This is a genomic window from Dyella ginsengisoli LA-4, from assembly GCF_000334915.1.
Taxonomy (GTDB): Bacteria; Pseudomonadota; Gammaproteobacteria; order Xanthomonadales; family Rhodanobacteraceae; genus Dyella_A; species Dyella_A ginsengisoli_A.
This window is the reverse complement of the sequence record NZ_AMSF01000036.1, coordinates 36120-54197: the sequence shown is the minus strand read 5'-3', so window position 1 is coordinate 54197 and position 18078 is coordinate 36120. Positions and strand designations below refer to the sequence as shown.

20 protein-coding genes are annotated in these 18078 nt (G+C 70.6%); all 20 read left to right on the top strand.

Annotated elements, in window-relative coordinates; genetic code table 11:
• The first annotated feature begins 202 nt into the window (after nucleotides 1-202).
• Nucleotides 203-472, top strand: coding sequence for an acyl carrier protein (locus C693_RS0110405; protein WP_017462214.1), 270 nt, complete (start codon nucleotides 203-205; stop codon nucleotides 470-472).
• A gap of 11 nt (nucleotides 473-483) precedes the next feature.
• Nucleotides 484-1254 (top strand): glycosyltransferase family 2 protein, encoded by a 771-nt coding sequence (locus C693_RS0110400; protein ID WP_017462213.1) that lies wholly within the window; start codon nucleotides 484-486, stop codon nucleotides 1252-1254.
• Nucleotides 1242-1871 carry an outer membrane lipoprotein carrier protein LolA gene (locus tag C693_RS0110395; RefSeq protein ID WP_017462212.1) on the top strand — a complete coding sequence of 210 codons (630 nt, stop codon included), beginning with the start codon at nucleotides 1242-1244 and terminating at the stop codon, nucleotides 1869-1871. Before C693_RS0110400 ends, C693_RS0110395 begins: the two co-directional genes overlap by 13 nt.
• Nucleotides 1868-4291, top strand: a complete 2424-nt coding sequence (locus C693_RS0110390) for an MMPL family transporter (RefSeq protein ID WP_017462211.1) — start codon at nucleotides 1868-1870, stop codon at nucleotides 4289-4291. The genes C693_RS0110395 and C693_RS0110390 overlap by 4 nt, the downstream gene beginning before the upstream one ends.
• A 34-nt stretch (nucleotides 4292-4325) precedes the next feature.
• The gene (locus tag C693_RS0110385; protein WP_017462210.1) at nucleotides 4326-5549 is read left to right on the top strand and encodes a beta-ketoacyl-ACP synthase; all 1224 of its coding nucleotides are present in this window, start codon (nucleotides 4326-4328) and stop codon (nucleotides 5547-5549) included.
• Complete coding sequence (locus C693_RS0110380) at nucleotides 5549-6796, top strand: beta-ketoacyl-[acyl-carrier-protein] synthase family protein (RefSeq protein ID WP_017462209.1); 1248 nt, start codon at nucleotides 5549-5551, stop codon at nucleotides 6794-6796. The genes C693_RS0110385 and C693_RS0110380 overlap by 1 nt, the downstream gene beginning before the upstream one ends.
• The gene (locus C693_RS0110375; RefSeq protein ID WP_017462208.1) at nucleotides 6793-7542 is read left to right on the top strand and encodes a beta-ketoacyl synthase chain length factor; all 750 of its coding nucleotides are present in this window, start codon (nucleotides 6793-6795) and stop codon (nucleotides 7540-7542) included. The genes C693_RS0110380 and C693_RS0110375 overlap by 4 nt, the downstream gene beginning before the upstream one ends.
• Entirely contained in the window at nucleotides 7503-8309 is an 807-nt protein-coding gene (locus tag C693_RS0110370) for a lysophospholipid acyltransferase family protein (RefSeq protein ID WP_241762661.1), read from the top strand. Before C693_RS0110375 ends, C693_RS0110370 begins: the two co-directional genes overlap by 40 nt.
• A complete protein-coding gene (locus C693_RS0110365; protein ID WP_017462206.1) occupies nucleotides 8306-8593 on the top strand; it encodes a phosphopantetheine-binding protein in 288 nt (95 codons plus the stop codon). The genes C693_RS0110370 and C693_RS0110365 overlap by 4 nt, the downstream gene beginning before the upstream one ends.
• Nucleotides 8581-9129, top strand: coding sequence for a membrane protein (locus C693_RS0110360; protein WP_017462205.1), 549 nt, complete (start codon nucleotides 8581-8583; stop codon nucleotides 9127-9129). The genes C693_RS0110365 and C693_RS0110360 overlap by 13 nt, the downstream gene beginning before the upstream one ends.
• Nucleotides 9126-9482, top strand: a complete 357-nt coding sequence (locus tag C693_RS0110355) for a 3-hydroxyacyl-ACP dehydratase FabZ family protein (RefSeq protein ID WP_017462204.1) — start codon at nucleotides 9126-9128, stop codon at nucleotides 9480-9482. The genes C693_RS0110360 and C693_RS0110355 overlap by 4 nt, the downstream gene beginning before the upstream one ends.
• Entirely contained in the window at nucleotides 9479-10462 is a 984-nt protein-coding gene (locus tag C693_RS0110350; protein WP_017462203.1) for a glycosyl transferase, read from the top strand. Before C693_RS0110355 ends, C693_RS0110350 begins: the two co-directional genes overlap by 4 nt.
• Nucleotides 10434-10928: an acyl-CoA thioesterase gene (locus C693_RS0110345; protein WP_017462202.1), complete on the top strand. Its 495-nt coding sequence runs from the start codon at nucleotides 10434-10436 to the stop codon at nucleotides 10926-10928. The genes C693_RS0110350 and C693_RS0110345 overlap by 29 nt, the downstream gene beginning before the upstream one ends.
• The gene (locus tag C693_RS0110340; RefSeq protein ID WP_017462201.1) at nucleotides 10928-11662 is read left to right on the top strand and encodes a class I SAM-dependent methyltransferase; all 735 of its coding nucleotides are present in this window, start codon (nucleotides 10928-10930) and stop codon (nucleotides 11660-11662) included. Before C693_RS0110345 ends, C693_RS0110340 begins: the two co-directional genes overlap by 1 nt.
• Nucleotides 11659-12852 (top strand): beta-ketoacyl-ACP synthase, encoded by a 1194-nt coding sequence (locus tag C693_RS0110335; RefSeq protein ID WP_017462200.1) that lies wholly within the window; start codon nucleotides 11659-11661, stop codon nucleotides 12850-12852. The genes C693_RS0110340 and C693_RS0110335 overlap by 4 nt, the downstream gene beginning before the upstream one ends.
• Nucleotides 12849-13322, top strand: coding sequence for a hotdog family protein (locus C693_RS0110330; protein ID WP_017462199.1), 474 nt, complete (start codon nucleotides 12849-12851; stop codon nucleotides 13320-13322). Before C693_RS0110335 ends, C693_RS0110330 begins: the two co-directional genes overlap by 4 nt.
• Nucleotides 13315-14043 carry a 3-oxoacyl-ACP reductase FabG gene (gene fabG / locus C693_RS0110325; protein ID WP_017462198.1) on the top strand — a complete coding sequence of 243 codons (729 nt, stop codon included), beginning with the start codon at nucleotides 13315-13317 and terminating at the stop codon, nucleotides 14041-14043. The genes C693_RS0110330 and fabG overlap by 8 nt, the downstream gene beginning before the upstream one ends.
• 65 nt (nucleotides 14044-14108) lie before the next feature.
• Nucleotides 14109-14552, top strand: coding sequence for a hypothetical protein (locus tag C693_RS0110320; protein WP_017462197.1), 444 nt, complete (start codon nucleotides 14109-14111; stop codon nucleotides 14550-14552).
• 119 nt (nucleotides 14553-14671) lie between these two features.
• Complete coding sequence (gene yccS, locus C693_RS0110315; protein WP_017462196.1) at nucleotides 14672-16819, top strand: YccS family putative transporter; 2148 nt, start codon at nucleotides 14672-14674, stop codon at nucleotides 16817-16819.
• A gap of 91 nt (nucleotides 16820-16910) precedes the next feature.
• Nucleotides 16911-18068: an isovaleryl-CoA dehydrogenase gene (locus C693_RS0110310; RefSeq protein WP_017462195.1), complete on the top strand. Its 1158-nt coding sequence runs from the start codon at nucleotides 16911-16913 to the stop codon at nucleotides 18066-18068.
• Nucleotides 18069-18078: the final 10 nt, after the last annotated feature.

Sequence of the window (18078 nt, the reverse complement as noted above, 5' to 3'; positions counted from 1 at the left end):
AACTTGCAAGGCTTTGCCGGCAAAGGCAAAGCTGGAACCAGGGGGGCCCGTTTCACGGGCAGTCGGCACAGGCCGGCGTCAAGCAACGTCCACCGGAGCGGAGCACCGTGCCGGGCGCCATGCGCGCGACCGCCCGGTTGCCGCACGGCGGGTTGCGGACACGGAAAAGCATCAATAAGAAGCAGGAACAGGTGGAACCGGTATGAGCAGCGTTTTGGAAGCAGGGATCAGCGACGAGGAGATTCTGGACAAGCTCCGCGAAGTGCTGCGCGATACCTTCGAGATCGACCCGTCGCGGGTCACGGCCTCGGCCCATCTGTTCACCGATCTCGAGCTGGACTCGATCGACGCCGTCGACCTTGCCATCCAGGTGCAGGAGATGACCGGCATGCGTATCCGTCCGGAAGACTTCAAGAGTGTCCGTACGGTGGGCGACGTGATCGCCACCGTGCACACCCTGCTCCGACGCTGACCCACCACAAGATGCCGGCCCCGGATCGATTTGCGCCCTGCGCACTGATCCCGATCTACAACCATGGCAGCACCATCGCGCGCACGGTCCAGGGACTGCGCGCGCACGGCCTGCCGGTCGTGGTGGTGGATGACGGCAGCGATGCCGCCACGCGCAGCGTGCTCGACGCACTGGAACGCGACGAGGCCGGCATGACCCTGATCCGCCTGCCGCACAACCAGGGCAAGGGTCGCGCGCTGGCCGCAGGCATGCGCGCGGCGCACGCCGCGGGCTACACGCACGCGTTGCAGATCGACGCCGATGGCCAGCACGACACCGCCGATGCGCCGCGCTTCGTCGAGGAGGCGCGCGCGTTCCCGCGCGCGCTGGTCTGCGGCTGCCCGATCTACGACGACAGCGTGCCGCGCGGCCGCCTCTACGGCCGCTACGTCACCCACGTCTGCGTGTGGCTGGAAACGCTGTCGCTGGCGATCCGCGATTCGATGTGCGGCTACCGGCTGTATCCGCTGGAAGCGACCTGCGCCGAACTCGATCGTGCCGCGGTGCCGGCGCGGATGGATTTCGACACCGAGATCGCCGTGCGCCTGTTCTGGCGCGGCCTGCCGGTACGCAACCTGGCGACCCGCGTGATCTACCCGGAGAACGGCCTGTCCCACTTCCGCATGCTGCGCGACAACCTGCGCATCAGCGCGATGCACACCCGCCTGCTGCTGGGCATGCTGCCGCGTGCGCCCATACTGCTGTGGCGCCGCCTGCGCCGGGAGCCGTCATGCGCCATCTGATCGCCGTACTTTTCGCGCTGGGAGTGCTGCTCGGCACCCCCGATACCGGCCTTTGCGCGACCGGAACCCCTACCCCGTTGCTGCAGCAGGTGCTGGGCGAACTGGCCCGGCATGAGGCAGTGCGGGCGGACTTCGTGCAGACCCGCTCCAATCCCGCGCTGGCCAGGCCGCAGGAAAGCCACGGGCAACTGCTGTTCGTGCTCGGCCACGGCATGCTGTGGCAATCGCTGGCACCGGTGGCCGAGACCCTGGCGTTCACCGGCCGGCAGGCGGCGCGCATCGACACGCAGGGGCAGGCCTATCCGCTGCGCAACGCCCGCGGGGTGGCGCAGATCTCCGACATGCTGCAGTCGATGCTGGCCGGTCACGGCGACGAGGTGAGCCGGCAATTCGACATGACCGCCAGCGGCACGTTGGCGCACTGGACGCTGCAACTGGTGCCCCGGCAGGAGCGCGTCGCGCGGGTGCTGGAACGCATCGAGCTGAGCGGCGGCGAGTTCCTGCAGGGCATCCGCATCGTCATGCACGATGGTGGCGACACCGACATCCGCTTCAGCCGCAACCGGGACGCCGGCGAACTGAGCGGACTGGAAAAGCGCGTGCTCGGCCTGCCATGAAGTCACGACTTGACCGCCATGCCGTGCTGTTCGCGGCGGCCCTGGCCCTGCTCGCCGTGCTGGGCGCGTGGCTGCTGTTCGGTCGCGGCGCCGTGCCGATCCAGACCGACCTGCTGGCGATGCTGCCGGCGACCGAACAGCAACCGCTGGCCGAGGCCGCGGTGCAGCGGCTGGCCCACGCCAACGGCGACCGCGTGGTGCTGCTGGTGCAGAACGCCGACGACGAACGCGCCAAGGCTGCGGCCCGCGCGCTGGGCAAGGCGCTGGCGGGCGACCACGTGTTCCGCTCGGTGATGGCGGAGCTGCCGCCGTTCGACCTGCACGAGATGGTCGCGCCCTACCTGCCGCACCGGTTCTTCCTGCTGTCCGACGCCGACCGTGCCGCGATGGCTGCGCCCGGCTACGACCCGGCACAGGCGCTGGCGCAGCGGCTCAACGCACCGTTCCTCGACGGCGTGGGCACCACGCTGCAGAACGATCCGTTCGGCTGGCTGCAGCACTGGCTCGACGAGCAGCCCTGGAGTCGCTCGTCGCTGCTGCCGGAGGACAACCTGCTGGTTGCGCACCCGGACGGTGGCACCAGCGTGCTGGTCACCGCGACGCTGGACGGATCGTCCTACGACGACACCGTGCAGCGCCGCGCGCTCGCCGCGGTAGACACTGCGGTACGGCAGGTCGAGCACGGGCAGCCCGGCACCCGCGTGCTGCGCACCGGCGCGGTGTTCTATGCCGCCGCGGCACGCGCCGGCGCCGAGCACGACGTGCGCCTGGTCGGCTGGATTTCCACGCTGGGCATCGCCCTGCTGCTGATCGGCATGTTCCGTTCGCCCGGGCCGCTGCTGCTGGCGTTTCTGTCGACCGCGGCCGGCGTGCTGGCCGCCACCGTGGTCAGCCTGCTGGTGTTCGGGCAGATCTACCTGCTGACCCTGGTGTTCGGCGCCGCGCTGCTGGGCGAGGCGGTGGACTACTCGATCCAGTACCTCACCGCGCGCGCCAACGCCGGCTCCCGCTGGGATGCCGCCGCCGGCCTGCGCCAGGTGCGGCCGGCGCTATTGCTGGCGCTGGCCACGTCGCTGCTGGGCTATGCGCTGCTGGCGGGGGTGCCCTTCCCTGCGCTGCGCCAGATGGCGGTGTTCGCGATGAGCGGCATGCTGGCCGCCTGCCTCAGCGTGTTCTGGCTGCTGCCGGCGATGCTGCAGCGTGCCGCCCGGCCGCTGTCGGCGGCACCGGTACGCTGGGCGCTGGCGCTGCAGCGCGCGGTCGGCCGCGCCGGCCAGGGGCGGCGCGGACTGGGGCTGGCCGTGCTTTTGCTGCTGCTCGCCCTGCCCGGCTGGCAGCGGCTCGGTCACGACGACGACGTGCACCTGCTGATTTCCCCGCCGGCCTCGCTGGTCGCCCAGGAACACCGCATCCGCGACATCACCGGGCTCGGCAACGGCAGCCAGTTCTACCTGGTACAGGGCGCCAACACCGAACAGACCCTGCAGCGCGAGGAACTGCTCGAGCAGCGATTGCAGGCGATGGTGCGCCGCGGCCAGCTCGCCGACTGGCTGGGGCTGGCCCGCATGGCGCCCTCGCAGGCACGTCAGCAGGCCGATCACGCGCTGCTCGCGCGCAGCCTGCAGGCGGACGGCACTGTCCCCGCGACGGGCGAGCCGCCGGCAGGCGCCCCGGCATCGACGCGTACCCGGGCCGACCGCGAACGCCTGCAGTCGCTGCTGGTCGCCGGCGGGTTGCGCGCCGACGCCGCGGCCGGCTATGCCGACACCTGGCCGGGCACGCCGCTGGCTTTCACCCGCTGGCTGGAGTCGCCGCTGGCCACGCCGTTCCGCTACCTGTGGATGGGCTGCAGCGCGCAGGGCTGCGCCTCGATCGTGCTGCCGCAGGGCGACGACGACGCGCAGCTGCAGAGCGCCGCCGATCGCCTGCCCGGCGTGATCCTGGTGGACAAGGCCGCCAGTGTGTCGCAGCTGTTCGGCCGTTACCGCCGCTACGCCAGCCTGTGGCTGTTCGCCGCGATCATGCTGGTGGTGCCGGTGTTCGGCTGGCGCTATGGCTGGCAACGCATGCTGCGCGTCATGCTGCCGCCGGTGGCCGGCATTGCGCTGGCACTGGCCGCGCTGGGCTACCTCGGCCAGCCGCTCACGCTGTTCCACTGGATGGCGCTGATGCTGGTGCTCGGCGTGGGCGCCAACTACGCGGTGTTCCTGCATGAGGGCGAACCGCATACCGCGCATCGCCCCGGCGCGATGTACGCCAGCGTGCTGCTGTCGGCGATCACCACCCTGCTTTCCTTCGGCCTGCTGTCGCTGAGCTCGATGCCGGCGCTGCACGACTTCGGCATCACCCTGCTGCTGGGTATCGGTTTCACCGTGCTGCTGGTGCCGACCAGCCGCCCACCCGTGACGGACGCTCCATGATCGATCTCTCCCTGCCGCCCCGGATGTCCCGGCCATGAAGCGCGTCGTCATCACCGGCATGGGTGGCGTCACAGCGCTGGGCCATGACTGGGCGAGCATCGCCGACCGGTTGCGCGAGGGTCGCAACGCGGTGCGCCGGATGCCCGAGTGGGACTATTTCGACGGTCTCAACGGCCGCCTCGGCTGCCCGGTGGACGACTTCGTCGCGCCGGCCTGGCCGCGGCAGAAAACCCGTTCGATGGGCCGTGTCTCGCAGCTGGCCGTGGCCGCCAGCGAGCACGCCCTGCGCGATGCCGGTCTGCACGACGACGCGGACATCCGCGACGGCCGCATGGGCGTGGCCTACGGCTCGTCCGGCGGCAGCGTGGAGCCGGTGCGGGTGATGGGCCGCATGCTCGATACCGGCTCGATGCAGGGCGTCACCGCCACCAGCTACATCCAGATGATGGGGCACACCACGGCGGTGAACGTCGGCGTGTTCTTCGGCCTGAAGGGCCGCATCATCCCGACCTCCAGCGCCTGTACCTCGGGCAGCCAGGCGATCGGCTACGGCTACGAGGCGATCGCGCAGGGCAAGCAGACACTGATGCTGTGCGGCGGCGCCGAGGAGCTGTCCGGCCCCGGCGCGGCGGTGTTCGACACGCTGTTCGCCACCAGCACGCGCAACGACGAGCCGCAGCTCACGCCGCGTCCGTTCGACCGCGCGCGCGACGGCCTGGTGGTCGGCGAAGGCGCCACCACGCTGATCCTGGAGGAGTACGAACACGCCAGGGCGCGCGGCGCGACGATGTACGCCGAGGTGATCGGCTTCGGCTGCAACTCCGACGGCGTGCACATCACCCAGCCCACCGCGGCGACGATGGCGGTGGCGATGCGCCTGGCGCTGGCCGACGCGAAGCTGCCGCCGGAGGCGATCGGCTATGTCAGCGCCCACGGCACCGCCACCGACCGCGGCGACGTGGCCGAGAGCCATGCCACCCACGAAGTGCTGGGCGCGCGCGTGCCGGTGAGCGGGATGAAGAGCTACGTGGGCCACACCCTGGGCGCCTGCGGTGCCCTGGAATCGTGGTGGGCGATCGAGATGATGCGCGCGGGCCGCTTCGCGCCCACCCTCAACCTGACCGAGGTCGACCCCGACTGCGCCGAGCTGGACTACATCGCCGGCAGCGAGCGCGCCATCGCCACCGACTGCGTGATGAACAACAACTTCGCCTTCGGCGGGATCAACACCTCGCTGATCTTCCGGGCGGTCGACTGATGCGTCTGGTCGACGCCAGCGGCCTGCCACGCGTGGTGGTGACCGGCACCGGCTCGGTGTCGTGCCTGGGCGCCGGCAACGCCGCGCTGCTCGACGGGCTGCGCAATGGCCGCAGCGGCCTGCGCCCGATGGACGGCTTCGCCGCGCTCGGCATGCAGGCGCGCATCGGCGGTCCGGTCGACCTGTCCGACCTGCCGGAACCGCCGCGCAAGCTGCGGCGCTTTCTCGCTGCGCCGGGCCTGTACGCCTGGCACGCGATGAGCGAAGCGCTGGCGCAGGCCGGCCTCCCCGCCGAAACCCTGCACCGCGACGACTGCGGCCTGGTGCTGGGCGGCGGCGCGGCGCTGAGCGAGCACGAGACGGCGCTGGAACTGCATCGCACCCGCGGCATCCACAAGCTCTCGCCGTTCATCGTGCCGCGCGGCATGAGCAGCGCGCTGTCGGCCAGCATCGCGCACGCCTTCGGCATCGGCGGCATCAGCCTCACCATCAGTTCGGCCTGCACCAGCAGCGCGCATGCGATCGGCCAGGCGATGGAGTTGATCCAGCTCGGCCGCCAGCAGGTGGTGGTCACCGGCGGTGCGGAAGAACTGCACGACAGCACCGCGATGTGGTTCGACGCAATGGGCGCGCTGTCGCCGCAGCACGACGCCACGCTCGCCTCGCGCCCGTACGACCGCGATCGCGACGGCTTCGTGCTGGCCGCGGGCGCCGGCGTGCTGGTCCTCGAATCGCTGGAACACGCACAGGCCCGGGGCGCCACCGTGCTGGCCGAACTGGCCGGCTACGGTACCGCCACCGAGGCGGCCAGCATGGTCGGCCCCGGCGCCGACGGCATCGCCCGCGCGCTGCGCCAGGCGATCGTGCGCGCCGGCACCCTGCCCGACTACATCAACACGCACGCCTGCTCGACGCCGCAGGGCGACCTCGCCGAATGGCAGGCGATCCGCAACGTGTTCGCCGAACGCGATGCGGCGGTGCCGCCGCTGTCGTCGATCAAGGGGCTGGTCGGACACGCGCCGGCCGCCGCCGGCGCGCTGGATGCCATCGCCGGCCTGCTGATGCTGCAGCACGGCTTCCTCGCCCCCGGCCGGGTGCCCGACCACGTCGACGAAGCCTTCGCCGATGCGCCGTTGCTCGACGCACGGCGCGAGCAGGCGATCGACAGTGTGCTGTCGGGCAACTTCGGTTTCGGCGGCAGCTGCGCCGCCCTGCTGTTCCGCCGCTGCGCGGAGGTGGCCGCATGACCGCCATCCGCGTCGACGCCTGGCGCGCCTGGGCTCCCGGTCTGGACACGCCCGATGCATGGCACGACTGGGCCATGGCGCCGCGCGTCGTGCCCGACGATGGCCAGGTGCAGCCCGCCTGCGCCTTCCTGCCGCCGATGCAGCGCCGCCGGCTGAGCCGGCTGGCGCGGATGACGCTGGAGGCCGCCTGGCCGTTGTGCGGCGATGACGAGCAGCTGCCGTTCGTGTTCGCCTCTCGTCACGGCGAGACCACGCGCACGTTCGCCCTGCTCGGCGACATCGCCGACGGGCAGCCGTTGTCGCCGACCCAGTTCGGCCTGTCGGTGCACAACGCCATCGCCGGCCAGTGGTCGATCCTGCGCGGCCAGCGCGGCGAATCGACCGCCATCGCCGGCGAGGCCGACACCTTCGAGCACGCCATGCTGGAGGGCGCCCTGCTGCTGGACGCCGGTGCGCCCGCGGCGCTGGTGGTGGTCGCCGAAGAACGTCCACCGGCGGCCTATGCACCGTGGATCGAGGATGTGCCGTTCTCTTATGCCGTGGCGCTGCGGCTGGGGCGGCAGGCGTCCGCCGGCAGCGCGCCGGGCGGGGCCGGCTGGCAGCTGCGCCACGCGCGCGCCGACGGCGATCGCGCCCGCTGCGCCTGGCCGCATGCGCTGGATTTCCTGCGCGCCACGATCACCCGGGAACCATCACTGGAACACGCATGGAAGACACGCCAATGGATCTGGCAGCGCCAGGCCTGACCCGCCGTACCGACGCCTGGGCGTGGCGCCTGGTCGCCACCGGCGCCAGCTTCGTGCTGTTCGGGGTCGGCGGGCTGCTGCTGCGCCTGCTGATCCTGCCGCTGATGGGCCTGCTGCCGGGCGGCGCCGATGCGCGCTGCCGCCGCGCCCGCGCCGCGATCAGTCGATCGTTCCGCATGCTGGTGTGGTTCATGCATCGCAGCCGCGTGCTCGACTTCCGCATCGAGGGCGCCGAGCGATTGGGGAACCCCGGGCAGATGGTGGTGGCCAACCACCCCTCGCTGATCGACGTGGTGTTCCTGATCGGACAGATCCGCAACGCCAACTGCGTGGTGAAGGCCGGCCTGTTCGGCAACCCCTGCACGCGCGGTCCGGTCAGTGCCGCCGGGTACATCAGCAACGACGGCAGCATGACCATGCTGGAACGCGCCGCCGACGTGCTGCGCGCGGGGCAGTGCCTGGTGGTGTTTCCCGAGGGCACGCGCACCCGGCCGGGCCATGCGCCGGTATTCCACCGGGGCGCGGCGGCGATCGCCCTGCGCGGCGCCCGTACGATCACTCCGGTCTACATCACCGTCGCGCCGACCACGCTGACCAAGGCCGAACCCTGGTATCGCATTCCCGAGCGGCGAGTGCAGGTGCACCTGCGCGTCGGCGAGGACATCGATCCGGCCACCTTCAACGCCGATGCGCCGCTGCCGATCGCCTCGCGCCGCCTCAACGATCATCTGCACCAACTCTTCGAAAGGGAGCTCGCCGCCTCGTGAATGCCGTCATCGACCAAGCCTCGCTGGAACAGGACATCGCCCGCCTGATCATCGACACGCTGAACCTGGAGGACCTCCAGCCCGGCGACATCCCGCCCGACCAGCCGCTGTTCCGCGACGGCCTTGGGCTGGATTCGGTGGACGCGCTGGAGCTGGCGCTGGCACTGCAGAAGCGCTACGGCATCCGCGTCGAATCGGACGCGAAGAACGCGCGCGAGCATTTCGCCACCGTCGCCAACCTTGCCGCCTACGTCGCGTCCCAGCAGGCCCCATGCGCCGACTGAGTGCCATCCTTCTGCCGATCGTCGGCGTGCTGTATCCGTTCGTCGTCTATTTCGGCATGGAGAAAGTCGCGCCGCCGGTGTTCGCGCTGGTGCTCGGTTCGATCTGGCTGATCCGCGCGCCGAGCCTGTTGCGCGAGCCGGGCGGACGCTGGATGGTCGGCGCCGCGCTGGCGTACTGCGTGCTGCTCGCGGTCACCGGCGAGGGTCGGCTGCTGCGCTGGTATCCGACCCTGATCAGCCTGCTGCTGCTGGCCACCTTCGGGGTGAGCCTGATCTACGGCCCGCCGATCATCGAGCGGGTGGCCCGCCTGCGCGAACCCGAGCTGCCGCCGGAAGCGGTGCCGTACACGCGCAAGGTCACCTGGGTGTGGGTCGGCTTCTTCGTGTTCAACGCGGCGGTCTCGGCGGCACTCACGCTGTGGGCGCCGCTGAAGTGGTGGACGCTCTACAACGGGCTGCTGGTGTACTTCATCATGGGCGTGCTGTTCGTCGGTGAATGGCTGCTGCGCCAGCGACTGCGCAGGCGACACGCGTGAGCGACGTGCGCGAACCCGAGCTGCTCGACGAGCACCTGCGCGATGGCACGTGGGTGCTGCGCCTGCGCATTCCGCCCGGGCTGGCCCATTTCCCGGGACATTTCCCCGGCGCGCCGGTGGTGCCGGGCGTGTTGCAGGTGCAGTGGGCGCTGGCACTGGCGGCGCCACGCCTTTCGATCGCGCCGCACTGTCGCGAGATGGAGGCGCTGAAGTTCCAGCGCCTGCTGCGCCCCGGCGAGGTGGTGCAGCTCGAGCTGCGGCTGGACGCCGAGCGCGGCAAGCTGCACTTCGCCTACCGCCTGGACGACCAGCACTGTTCGTCCGGGCGCCTGCGGGTGGAGCCGGGCACATGAGCGGGACCCGGGTGCAGGCGAACCACTGGGCCACCCAGAAGGAGCGCGGCAGCTTCGCGTTGATGAAGCTCACCGCGTTCGCCGTGCGCCGCCTCGGGCGCCGCACGATGCAGCCGGTGCTGCATCTGGTGGTGCTGTATTTCTTCGTGTTCGGACGGGCGCGCCGCAACGTGCGGCAATACCAGGCCTACCTCGCCGAGTGGAGCGGCCGCGCCGAACTGCGCCCGACCACCCGCCGCGTGTTCGGCCAGTTCATGGCCTTTGCCGACAGCCTGCTGGACCGGCTGGACGTGTGGCGCGGCACGCTGGGCGCGGCACAGGTCAGCCTGCACGATCCGGCCGACGTGCGTGGCCGGCTGCACCGGAGCCTGAGCGGCGAGCGGGGCCAGATCCTGGTCTGCACCCACCTGGGCAACCTGGACGTGTGCCGGGCGCTGGCCGAGATGGAGGAAAAGGTGCCGCTCAACGTGCTGGTGCACAACCGGCACGCGGCGCATTTCAACCGCCTGCAGAGCGAGGCCGGTGACCGCCAGCTGCGCCTGCTGCAGGTGAGCGAGGTGGATGCCGCGCTGATGCTGGACCTGTCGCAGCGGCTGGACCGCGGCGAGTGGATCGCCATCGCCGGCGACCGCATCCCGTTGCAGGACGGCCGCCGCGTGGTGGTCGACTTCCTCGGCCATCGCGCCGCCTTCGCGCAGGGGCCCTGGCTGATGGCCGGCCTGCTGCGCTGCCCGGTGCACCTGATGTGCTGCCTGAAGATCGACGGCCGCTACCAGATCCGCCTCGAACCGTTCCTCGAGGCCGCGTCGTGGGAGCGTGGCCAGCGCGAGCAGGCGATCGCCGGGTGGGCGCAACGCTACGCCGACCGCCTCGCCCAGCTGTGCCTGCTGGCGCCGTGGCAGTGGTTCAACTTCTACGCCTACTGGCAAGCCGAAAGTGAAGGAGATGCGGATGCGAGCCCGCGGCGTGCTGCACGTTGACAGCGAAGTGCTGGTGCCGTTTTTCGATGTCGACTCGATGGACGTCGTCTGGCACGGCCACTACGTGAAATACCTGGAGGTCGCGCGCTGTGCGCTGCTCGACCGCCTCGGCCACAACTACATGGACATGAAGGCCGAAGGATACGTGTGGCCGGTGATCGACCTGCAGCTGCGCTACGTGCGTGCCGCACGCTTCGGCCAGCGCCTGCGCGTGCGCGCCGACCTGGTGGAGTGGCAGAACCGGCTGAAGGTGAACTACCTGGTCAGCGACGCCGACAGCGGCCAGCGCATGACCCGCGCCAGTACCGTGCAGGTCGCCGTGCGCATCGCCGACGGCGAGATGCAGCTGGCGTCCCCGCAGAGTTTCGTCGACGCCGTGGAACGGTGCATTTCCGGCGGTCATGCCGACCGCGAAGATCCCAAGGGCGGTCATCCATGGCCGCGCTCCCCAACAAAGTCCCTCTGATGACCTACGCAAGCGCCACTTACGTCGAAGAAACCCGCCTGGGCTTCCGCTTCCTCGCCACCCACACCTGGCAGCACCACGTGCTGCGGGTGGCGATCAACGACCTCAAGCGCCTGATCGGCGAGCCGCTGCCGCGCGGCGGCGTCCTGCTGGATGCCGGCTGCGGCCAGGGCAAGTCGTTCCGCCTGCTGCGCGAGGCGTTCGCTCCCGACCGCCTGATCGGCCTGGATGCCGATCCGCACAGCCTCTCGCTGGCGCAGGACGAAGCCCGTCGCGAGGGCGTCGATGCGCAGATGCTGACCGCCGACTGCGCCGGCATCGAGCTGCCCGACGCCAGCGTCGACGTGCTGTTCTGCCACCAGACCTTCCATCACCTGGTCGAGCAGGAAAAGGCGCTGGCCGAGTTCTGGCGCGTGCTCAAGCCCGGTGGCTGGCTGCTGTTCGCCGAATCCACCCGGGCGTACATCGATACCTGGGTGATCCGCTGGTTCTTCCGTCACCCGATGCACGTGCAGAAGAGTGCCGACGAATACCTGGCGATGCTGCGCGCCCAGGGTTTCGTGTTCGACGAGGCCAACGTCTCGCTGCCGTACCTGTGGTGGAGCCGCTCGAAGGACTTCGGCCTGCTCGAGCGCTGGGGCCTGCGCGCACCGCCGCCGCCGGGCCAGCGCGAGGAAACCCTGGTGAACGTGGCGGCGCGCAAGCCGCAGGCAGGAAGGGAGCCGGGCGCGTGAACGACGGCTACCTCAACGCACTCGGCGTGGCCTGCTCGCTGGGCATCGGCAAGCGCGCGGTAGCCGAGGCGCTGTTCGCCGGCGCCGGCGACGGCCTGCGTCCCGAGGCCGGCTGGATTCCCGGCCATGCCCCGCCGATGGGTGCGGTGCGCACGCCGCTGCCGGACATCCCGGCACCGCTGTCGGCAACCCGCGACAACCGCTGCAACCGGCTGGCGCTGGCCGCGGCGCTGGAGATCGAGGCCGATTTGCGCGATGCCATCGCCCGCTACGGCGAGGAGCGCATCGGCGTGGTGATCGGCACCAGCACCGGCGGCATCGAGGAGGCCACCTCCGGTCTGGCCGACTGGCGCCGGAACGGCACCTGGCCCGATCACTACCGCTACGCGCACCAGGAGCTGGCCGGCACGGCCGAATTCCTGGCCGAGTGGCTGGGTCTGTGTGGTCCGCGCTATGCCATCTCCACCGCCTGCACTGCCGGGGCGCGCGCACTGGTCAGCGCGCAGCGCCTGCTGCGCGCCGGGGTCTGCGACGCGGTGCTGTGTGGCGGCGTGGACACACTGGCGCGGCTGCCGCTCAATGGCTTCCACGCGCTGGAGGCGATGGACGGGGAACGCTGCCGGCCCTTCTCCGCCCAGCGACGCGGCATCAACATCGGCGAGGCCGCCGCGCTGTTCCTGATGACCCGCGAACGCGGCCCGGTGCAGCTGCTGGGCGTGGGCGCGAGCAGCGACGCGTACCACATGTCCAGCCCCGACCCCAACGGCCTGGGCGCGGTCGCCGCGATGCGCGCCGCGCTGGTCGACGCACGCCTGGAACCGGCACAGATCGACTACCTCAACCTGCACGGCACCGCCACCGAACACAACGACCGCATGGAAAGCCGGGCGGTCGCCGAAGTGTTCCCGCAGGGTGTGCCCTGTTCCTCGACTAAGTCGCTGACCGGCCACACCCTGGCCGCGGCCGGCGCGCTGGAGGCGGCGTTCTGCTGGCTGAGCCTCACCGATGCACGCACGGCACGGCGGTTGCCACCGGCGACGACGCATGGCGAAGCGGATCCGGAGCTCCCTGCCCTGACCTTCGCCGGCGTCGGCGAGGCGCTGGCTCCGGGCCATCCGGTGCGACTGATGAGCAACTCGTTCGCCTTCGGCGGCAACAACGCCAGCCTGATCCTGGGAGATGCGTCGTGAACGACGCTGGCTACCCGGCGATCGCCGAACTGCTGCCGCACGCCGGCGACATGGTGCTGCTCGATGCCGTCATCGAGGCCGGCGAGGAACACATCGCGTGCTCCCGGCTGGTGCGGTCGGACGGCTTGTTCGAGTGCAGCGGTGGCCTGCCCGCCTGGGCCGGCGTGGAGCTGATGGCCCAGGCCGTGGCCGCCTGGGCCGGTTGGCAGGCGCGGTGCGAACGCCGGCCGGTGCGGGTCGGCTTCCTGCTCGGTACGCGGCACTACCGCAGCGATGTGGATGTGTTCCCGTCCGGCTCCGAACTGCGCGTGGAAGCCGTGAGAAGCTTCCACGACGATGGAGGCATGGGTGTATTCGCGTGCCGCATCGATTCATCAGCGGGCAGGGCCGAAGCACGACTGAGCGTGTTCAGCCCACCCGACCCGAATGCCTTCCTCGCCACCCTTGCACGAGCAGCCACCCATGACTGACACCATCCTGGTTACCGGCTCCAGCCGCGGCATCGGCCGCGCCATCGCGCTGCGCCTGGCCCGCGCCGGCTACGACCTGGTGCTGCACTGCCGCGCGCGCCGCGACGAGGCCGAGGCGGTCGCCGGACAGATCCGGGCGATGGGCCGCAGCGCGCGCATCCTGCAGTTCGACATCGCCGATCGCGCTGCCTGCCGTGCCGCGCTGGAAGCCGACGTGGCCGCGCACGGCGCGCCCTACGGCGTGGTCTGCAACGCCGGACTGACCCGTGACGGGGCGTTTCCCGCCCTTTCCGACGACGACTGGGACAGCGTGCTGCGCACCAACCTGGACGGCTTCTACAACGTGCTGCATCCGCTGGCGATGCCGATGATCCGCCGCCGCGCACCGGGCCGCATCGTGTGCATCGCCTCGGTATCCGGACTGATCGGCAACCGCGGCCAGGTCAACTACAGCGCGTCCAAGGCGGGCGTGATCGGTGCGGCCAAGGCGCTGGCGGTGGAGCTGGCCAAGCGCGGCATCACCGTCAACTGCGTGGCACCGGGGCTGATCGACACCGACATGCTCGACGGCGAGGTGCCGGTGGAGGAGATCCTCCGGATCATTCCGGCCCAGCGCATGGGCACGCCGGAGGAAGTGGCCGCGGCCGTGCAGTTCCTGATGAGCCCGGATGCCGGCTACATCACCCGCCAGGTGCTGGCGGTCAACGGCGGGCTGTGCTGACCCGCCACTTCGCAACCCTTACGTTCCTCGCTACCCCAACCGACCACCCCAGGGAGATCCACCGCATGAATGCAAGATTCCGCCGCCTCGCCGTGCTGCTGCTCGCCACCCTGCCGTGCGCCAGCTTCGCTGCCGACAAGACCGTGCACCTGGCCTTCGACCATGCCGTCCAGGCCGGCCTCCAGAGCGGCAAGCTCGACGGCAGCGTGAAGTTCTACCTCGCCGGCAACACACCGCCGGGCCATGTCCAGGTGGTCGACGACCTCGTCACCACGCACAAGAAGACCAATGCCTTCGGCAAGGGCGACCAGAAGACCTGCGACTGGGCGATGCTGTCGGCGCTGATCACCCTGCAGTCGGCAGCCAAGGAAGCCGGTGCCAACGCCGTCACCGACATCGTCGGCGTGCACGAGGGGCAGGAGTACCGCGACCCGAAGAACTACGAGTGCCGCGTCGGCTTCCTGATGTCCGACGTGGACCTGAAGGCCAAGCTGGCCAAGGTGAAGTGATCGACGCGCCGGGGCGGGCCACCGGGCCCGCTCCGGCGCATCGCCACGGACGGCAGGTACGATCACGCCGTGACCGTCGCCAGCCCGAACGCCCCGACGTTCCATCGTATCCTCGCCGGGTGAATCTCCCCGCCCTGCTCATCGACCACTGGCGCCGCTTCCGCGGCTCGGACCGCTACGCCGAAAGCCTGCGGGTCGGGCTGGCGCTCGGCGGCATCGTGGCCTGGTGCCTGGCCCGCCGCGACGTCCACGCGGTGATCCCCGCCCTGCTGGGTGCGATCGCCTGCGCGCTGGCCGAAACCGAAGACCACTGGCGCAGCCGGCTCGGCACGCTGCTGCTCACCCTCGCCTGCTTCGCGATCGCCGCGATGGCCGTGCAATGGCTGCTGCCCACGCCGTGGCTGTTTGCCGCCAGCCTGCCGCTGGCCACGTTCGCGCTGGTGATGCTGGGTGCGGCCAGCGGCCGCTACGCGACCATCGCCGGAGGCACGCTGATCCTGTCCGTCTACACGATGATCGGCGTGGACGCGGCCCATGGCAGCTTCGCCGATCCCTGGCGCGAGCCGCTCCTGCTGCTGGCGGGCGCGGGCTGGTACGGCGTGCTGTCGCTGGCCTGGAGCGCGCTGGCGCCGCAGCAGGCGCTGCGCCTGGCGCTGGCCCGCTCGTTCGATGCGCTGGCCGACTACCTGGACGGCAAGGCCGAGCTGTTCGCCCCGGTGCACGGGGTGGACCGCGAGGCGATGCAACTGCAACTGGCGCTGCGCAACGAGCGCGTGGTGCAGGCACTCAACGCGACCCGGCTGGTGCTGGTCGACCGCATCGGCAACCGCCGCCCGCGCGGCACCACCGCAGCCCGGCTGCAGCTGTATTTCATGGCGCAGGACATCCACGAGCGCGCCAATTCCACCCATCACCCGTACGACGCACTGGCCGAGGTGCTGTTCCACTCCGACGTGCTGTTCCGCTGCGGTCACCTGCTGCGCCTGCAGGCCGATGGCTGCCGCGCCCGCGCCGCGGCGCTGCGCCTGCGTGTACCGTTCCGGCGTTCGCCGATCGCCACTGCCGCACTGGCCGACCTGCACGACGCGGTGGCCGCAATGAAAGCGCAGGCATCGCCCCCGCCCGTCGAAGTGCAGCACGCGGTCGAGGCGCTGGCGCACAATCTGGAGGCGATCCAGATCCGCCTCGGCGATGCCACCCGCCACGCCCCGGCCGTCGACGACGGGCTGGTGCTGCAGGATCCGGGGCCGCAGACGCTGGGCGAAGCGTGGGATCGCGTCCGCATCCAGTTCACCCCCCGCTCGATGCATTTCCGTCATGCGCTGCGGCTGGCACTGGCGCTGCTGGCCGGCTATCTCGTGCTGCTGGCGGTACATCCGCGGCAGGGCTACTGGATCCTGCTGACCACCCTGCTGGTCTGCCAGCCGACCTATGGCGCCACGCGCCGGCTGCTGCTCGAGCGCGTCGCCGGCACGGTGCTTGGCCTGGTCGCCGGCTGGGCCACGTTGAAGCTCGCGCCGTTCGGTACGTGGCAAATGGGGCTGATCGTGCTCACCGGCGTGGGCTTCTTCGCCACGCGGCAACGCCGCTACGCGCTGGCCACCGCCTTCATCACCTTGTTCGTGCTGCTGTGCTTCAACCAGATCGGCAACGGTTACTCCGTCATGTGGCCGCGGCTGCTCGACACCCTGATCGGCGCCGGCATCGCCGCACTGGCGATCTACCTGGTGCTGCCGGACTGGCGCGGCCGGCAGCTGGCCGAGGTGCTGGCCGAGGCACTGCGCAGCGACGCACGGTACCTGGAGCGGATCCTGGCCCAGTACGCCAGCGGCAAGCAGGACGACCTCGCCTACCGCATCGCCCGTCGCGACGCGCACAACGCAGACGCCGCGCTCAGCGGCCAGTTCGCCGCGATGCTGCGCGAGCCGGACCGCGCCCCGGCCAGTCGCGAGGCGCTGCTGCGCTTCCTCACCGCAGCGCACCTGCTGCTGGGCCAGCTCTCGGCGCTGGGCGCGCATCGCCAGGCGATACCGGCCCGTGCCCTGGCCTCCGTGCAGGCGAGCGGTCGGCAGGTGGTCGGGGTACTCGACGATCTGGCCGAGACGCTGTCCGGCAACGGCGACCGCTTGCCCGTGCCGGCGGAGGGCGTGTTCGCCCCACCCGCCGGCGAGGACGACACCAGCCGCTTCGTGCTCGGCCAGCTGACCCGCGTGATGACGCAATACACGCGCCTGGCCGGACATGCGCGGGAGCTCGTGGCACGCTGACTGCGGCCGGTCTTGTGCGTCGCGCCAAGGCCGCCAACGGCCCGCGCGCTACCATTGACAGGCTTTGTCCCCCTCCATGGAGTAGCACCGCATGCGTCCGTTCCCCCTCGGCGAAGACATCGACCTGCTGCGCGAGACCGTCCACGCGTTCGCGGAAAAGGAGATCGCCCCGCGCGCCGACCAGATCGACCGCAACAACGCCTTCCCCGACGACCTGTGGCGCAAGTTCGGCGAACTCGGCCTGCTCGGCGTCACCGTGCCGGGCGAGTACGGCGGCAGCGAGATGGGCTATCTCGCGCACATGGTGGCGATGGAGGAGATCTCCCGCGCCTCCGGCTCGGTCGGGCTGTCCTACGGCGCGCACTCCAACCTGTGCGTCAACAACATCTTCCACAACGGCAACGAGGCGCAACGGCAGAAATACGTACCCAGGCTGTGCTCGGGCGAATACGTCGGTGCGCTGGCGATGAGCGAACCGGGCGCCGGCTCCGACGTGGTCGGCTCGATGAGCTGCCGCGCCGAGAAGAAGGGCGACGTGTGGGTCGCCAACGGCTCGAAGATGTGGATCACCAACGGCCCCGACGCCGACGTGCTGCTGGTGTACATGCGCACCGCGCCGCGCGCCGCCGGCAGCCGCTGCATGACCGCCTTCATCGTCGAGAAAGGCATGAAGGGCTTCACCACCGCGCAGAAGCTGGACAAGCTCGGCATGCGCGGCTCCAACACCTGCGAGCTGGTGTTCGAGGACTGCGAGATCCCCGAGGAGAACATCGTCGGCGAGGTGAACGAAGGCGTGCGCGTGCTGATGAGCGGCCTGGATACCGAGCGCCTGGTGCTCTCCGGCGGTCCGATCGGCCTGATGCAGGCGGCGATGGACCTCACCCTGCCCTACGTGCGCGAGCGCAAGCAGTTCAACGCGCCGATCGGCACCTTCGGCATGATGCAGGCCAAGATCGCCGACATGTACACCGCGCTGCAGTCCTCGCGCGGCTTCGCCTACATGGTGGCGCAGCAGTTCGACGCGGGCGTGAAGTCGCGCATCGACCCGGCCGCCTGCCTGCTCAACGCCTCGACCAACGCGGTGAAGGTCACGCTGGAGGCGATCCAGGCGCTGGGCGGCAACGGCTACATCAATGAGTTCCCGGCCGGGCGCCTGCTGCGCGATGCCAAGCTGTACGAGATCGGCGCCGGCACCAACGAGATCCGCCGCATGCTGATCGGCCGCGAGCTGTTCCACGGCAAGAGCTGAGTACCAGCCC

What these genes read in the sequence shown, in the direction of transcription:
- C693_RS0110405 (WP_017462214.1), top strand. Translation starts at nt 203, where the DNA reads ATGAGCAGCGTTTTGGAAGCAGGGATCAGCGACGAGGAGATTCTGGAC.
- C693_RS0110400 (WP_017462213.1), top strand. Translation starts at nt 484, where the DNA reads ATGCCGGCCCCGGATCGATTTGCGCCCTGCGCACTGATCCCGATCTAC.
- C693_RS0110395 (WP_017462212.1), top strand. Translation starts at nt 1,242, where the DNA reads ATGCGCCATCTGATCGCCGTACTTTTCGCGCTGGGAGTGCTGCTCGGC.
- C693_RS0110390 (WP_017462211.1), top strand. Translation starts at nt 1,868, where the DNA reads ATGAAGTCACGACTTGACCGCCATGCCGTGCTGTTCGCGGCGGCCCTG.
- C693_RS0110385 (WP_017462210.1), top strand. Translation starts at nt 4,326, where the DNA reads ATGAAGCGCGTCGTCATCACCGGCATGGGTGGCGTCACAGCGCTGGGC.
- C693_RS0110380 (WP_017462209.1), top strand. Translation starts at nt 5,549, where the DNA reads ATGCGTCTGGTCGACGCCAGCGGCCTGCCACGCGTGGTGGTGACCGGC.
- C693_RS0110375 (WP_017462208.1), top strand. Translation starts at nt 6,793, where the DNA reads ATGACCGCCATCCGCGTCGACGCCTGGCGCGCCTGGGCTCCCGGTCTG.
- C693_RS0110370 (WP_241762661.1), top strand. Translation starts at nt 7,503, where the DNA reads ATGGAAGACACGCCAATGGATCTGGCAGCGCCAGGCCTGACCCGCCGT.
- C693_RS0110360 (WP_017462205.1), top strand. Translation starts at nt 8,581, where the DNA reads ATGCGCCGACTGAGTGCCATCCTTCTGCCGATCGTCGGCGTGCTGTAT.
- C693_RS0110350 (WP_017462203.1), top strand. Translation starts at nt 9,479, where the DNA reads ATGAGCGGGACCCGGGTGCAGGCGAACCACTGGGCCACCCAGAAGGAG.
- C693_RS0110345 (WP_017462202.1), top strand. Translation starts at nt 10,434, where the DNA reads ATGCGAGCCCGCGGCGTGCTGCACGTTGACAGCGAAGTGCTGGTGCCG.
- C693_RS0110340 (WP_017462201.1), top strand. Translation starts at nt 10,928, where the DNA reads ATGACCTACGCAAGCGCCACTTACGTCGAAGAAACCCGCCTGGGCTTC.
- fabG (WP_017462198.1), top strand. Translation starts at nt 13,315, where the DNA reads ATGACTGACACCATCCTGGTTACCGGCTCCAGCCGCGGCATCGGCCGC.
- C693_RS0110320 (WP_017462197.1), top strand. Translation starts at nt 14,109, where the DNA reads ATGAATGCAAGATTCCGCCGCCTCGCCGTGCTGCTGCTCGCCACCCTG.
- C693_RS0110310 (WP_017462195.1), top strand. Translation starts at nt 16,911, where the DNA reads ATGCGTCCGTTCCCCCTCGGCGAAGACATCGACCTGCTGCGCGAGACC.